This is a genomic window from Brevundimonas sp. GN22 (genome assembly GCF_054824005.1).
Map to the genome: position 1 here is coordinate 1 of NZ_JSYD01000117.1, position 3,499 is coordinate 3,499.

Consider the following 3,499-nt stretch of genomic DNA (forward strand, 5'->3'; position numbering starts at 1 on the left):
CGAGGCTATGGGCCAGTCAGTGATGGATGGGCTAACGATCTGGAACCAGATGCTGACGGGTCAGGTCGCCATGCTGCGCCCGATCCATTCACGGGCCACAGATAATGCCCGGCGGCTGGGCACCAAGACTTAGGCCGTCTTTACCAGACCGCCTACCACCTGAACCGGCCACGGGGTCAGCTTGCCCCCCGCGCACGGACCGCCGACGCATTTGCCGCTGATCGGCTCGAACACTGCGCCGTGCCAGCCGCACAGGATCAGTTCGCCGTCGCGGCTGAGATAGCGGTCCAATTCCATCGCAATGGGGAAACCGGCATGGGGGCAGCGATCCACCCAGCCTGCGACCTCGCCGTCCTTCTTGACGACGAAGCCGTGGAAATAGGCGTCTCCGATCTGGAGCACGAAGCCGCGCGATCCGGGATCAGCCAGATCGCTTTCCAAACACAGGGTCACATTGGCAGGCGTTTTCCAGACCCGCTTGCGCTCTTCCGGGGCGGCCGCCTCTTCGCTCATTCGCGCTCAGGCTTCAGCGGACGGGTCAGCAGGTCTTCGATGGCGGCATCCACCGTCGTCTCGCCCGCTAGCACAGCAGCCACAGCCTCGATGATCGGGGTATCGACGCCCAGTTTGCGCGACAGTTCACGCACAGCCGGAGCGCTCTCATAGCCTTCGGCCACCGAACGCTTGCCCGCCAGCGCTTGCTCGACCGTCTGGCCCTGACCCAGAGCGAGGCCGAGGCTCATGTTGCGCGACTGCGGGCTGGAGCAGGTCAGCACCAAATCGCCCAGACCGCAAAGGCCCGTCACCGTCTCGGGCTTGCCGCCCAGAGCTTCGGTCACGCGCACGATCTCGGCAAAGCCGCGGGTGATGACCGCGGCGTGGGCGCTGCGGCCCATCTCGCGGCCCTCGACGATGCCACAGGCGATGGCCAGAACGTTCTTCAACGCCCCGCCCGTCTCGGCACCGATGATGTCTTCGGCGTAGTAGGGACGGAACACAGGGCCCGACAGGGCCGCCGCCAGCTTTTCAGCCATGTCGATGTCGGCACAAGCCAAGGTCACCGCGCTGGGCAGGCCGCGCGCGACCTCCCCCGCAAAGCTGGGGCCGGAAAGGACGGCCGTCGTAGCATGCGGAATGGTTTCCGACAGCACTTCGGCCATCAGTTTCAGCGAGCCGCGCTCGATCCCCTTGGAACACAGCACAACCGGCAGTCCTTCACGCGCATAGGGCGCAAACGCCTTCAGGGTCGCGCGCATATGCTGGGCCGGCGGAACCGCCAGAATCAGATCGCAACCGGCGAGATCAGCCAGATCGGCGGTTACGGTAATCCCCGCATCCAGTTCGACGCCCGGCAGGAAGGCTTCGTTCACGTGACGCGCACGAATGCTCTCGACCACCTCGGGCTCGCGCGCCTGAAGCCTGACCTTGAGGCCCGCGGCTGCTGCGCTTTGTGCCAAGGCGGTACCCCACGCACCGGCCCCGATCACACCTGCCGTTTTAAATTCCATAGTCACTCCGCTGGCCCCGCCCCCGCGAGGGCCGTGCCTTAAGCCTTGGCGCCTTTACGGCCCTGTTTCTTGTGCACAGGATCAACTGTCGCACGCGCCTCGTCCAGAGGCCATCTGGGACGCGCCACCGCATCCATATCCGACACCCAGCCTTTTTCCAGCCTTTCGGCCCCCGCCAGCGCGATCATTGCAGCGTTATCGGTGCAGAAGGCCATCGGCGGGGCAAAGAAGCCGAAGCCGTATTTGGTCGCCAGATCGGTCAGGGTCTGGCGCACCGTCTTGTTCGCCGCCACCCCACCGGCCACGACAAACAGACGCTGTCCGCCCTTGGCCGCACCGGCCTCCGCATCATACGACTGCAGGTCTGGATGGCGCTCCAGATAGTCCTTCATCGCCCGCTCGGTGCGCTCTTTCAGCTGGCGCGCGATGGCCTTTTGTACGGCGTCGGCCAGATCAGCCTTGTCCTGGTCCGTCTCGCAGGTCTGGGCCAGACGAGATGCGGCCGTCTTCAGACCCGAGAATGAGAAGTCGCAATCCTTGCGCCCCAGAAGCGCACGCGGCAGCTCATAGCGCGAACCATCGCCCTTGGCCGCCAGCTTCTCCAGCGCCGGACCACCGGGGTAACCGAGGCCCATGGCCTTGGCGATCTTGTCGAACGCTTCGCCCGCCGCATCGTCAATCGTCGTGCCCAGCCGGCTCATATCGCCAATGCCGCGCACTTCCAGAAGCTGGCAGTGACCGCCAGACACCAGCAGCAGCAGGAAGGGATAGGCCGTCTCGGCCCCCAGACGCGCCGAAACCGCATGGCCTTCAAGGTGGTTGATGGCAATCAGCGGCAGATCACGCGCCAGCGCCACCGCCTTGCCATAGGACAGGCCGACCATCACCCCGCCGACCAGACCGGGCCCCGCCGTCGCGGCCACGCCGTCCAGCGCATCCCAGTCCAGGCCAGACTGCGCCATAGCTTGCCGCGTCACCGTATCGATCATCTCGACGTGGCTACGCGCTGCGATTTCCGGCACGACACCCCCATAGGCCGCGTGCTCGTCAATCTGGCTGTGAATGACGCTGGACAGGACCTCTGCGCCGTCAGGCCCAAGACGCACGACAGACGCCGCCGTCTCGTCACAGCTGGTTTCCAAACCCAGAACAGTTAGAACTTCGGTCGAAATTTCGACCGTTGGACCCTCTGTCCGATTTGCTCCGCTGGTCGGGCTGATATAGTTCGCGCCGGTGTTCATCGGGTCGAGGTAGCGGCCCACCCCGTCTTTCGCAATGTCTGGTGCCATCTTATGACCCCGCTTCTTCGTATCGGCACCCGCCGCTCCAAGCTCGCTCTGGCCCAATCAGGCATGATGCAGCGTGCCGTCGGACGCGCTCTGGGCGTGCCCGAGCCCGAGATCGAGACACTGGTGCCACTGGTCGAGATCGTCACCACGGGGGACCGCATTCAGGACCGTCGCCTGCTGGAAGTGGGTGGCAAGTCTCTGTTCACAAAGGAAATTGAAGAAGCGCTTCTGGATGGCCGTGTCGATCTGGCCATCCATTCCATGAAGGACGTGCCTGCGGAACAACCGGCCGGTCTGGCCATCGCTGCCATTCCCGAGCGCGAAGATCCGCGTGATGCCTTTATTAGCCATAAGTCCAAGACCTTCATGAACCTGCCCCACGGCGCGAAAATCGGCACCGCATCCCTGCGTCGTCAGGCGCAGCTCCTCGCCGCGCGGCCGGATCTGCAGATCGAGATGTTGCGCGGGAATGTCGACACGCGTCTACGCCGCCTGAACGAAGGTGATTTCGATGCCATCCTTCTGGCCTGCTCGGGCCTCAACCGCCTTGGCTTTGGCGATGTGATCACTGAGCGCCTGTCGCTCGACGCCTTCCTCCCCGCCCCCGGTCAAGGCGCGCTGGCCTTGCAAACCCGAGCCGAAGACACCGACAGTGCTTGGGCAATCGCACTCAACCATGCGCCTACGTCGCTGGCCGTAGCC

At 64.5% G+C, this 3,499-nt stretch carries 4 protein-coding genes; 1 reads left to right on the forward strand and 3 read right to left on the reverse strand.

Annotated features, from left to right (window positions below; all coding sequences use genetic code 11):
* Positions 1-129 precede the first annotated feature (129 nt).
* The 3 genes from OB03_RS13780 to tsaD are packed head-to-tail and all read right to left on the reverse strand — an operon-like array spanning position 130 to position 2,797.
* A complete protein-coding gene (locus OB03_RS13780) occupies positions 130-513 on the reverse strand; it encodes a Rieske (2Fe-2S) protein (protein WP_461344538.1) in 384 nt (127 codons plus the stop codon).
* Complete coding sequence (locus OB03_RS13785) at positions 510-1,508, reverse strand: NAD(P)H-dependent glycerol-3-phosphate dehydrogenase (RefSeq protein ID WP_242912507.1); 999 nt, start codon at positions 1,506-1,508, stop codon at positions 510-512. Before OB03_RS13785 ends, OB03_RS13780 begins: the two co-directional genes overlap by 4 nt.
* Before the next feature lie 38 nt (positions 1,509-1,546).
* On the reverse strand, positions 1,547-2,797 hold the full coding sequence (tsaD, locus tag OB03_RS13790; protein WP_461344539.1) for a tRNA (adenosine(37)-N6)-threonylcarbamoyltransferase complex transferase subunit TsaD: 1,251 nt from the start codon (positions 2,795-2,797) through the stop codon (positions 1,547-1,549).
* 3 nt (positions 2,798-2,800) lie between these two features.
* On the opposite strand from tsaD, the gene hemC reads away from it, so the two are divergent.
* On the forward strand, positions 2,801-3,499 hold a 699-nt coding region (gene hemC / locus OB03_RS13795; protein ID WP_461344540.1), incomplete at its 3' end, for a hydroxymethylbilane synthase.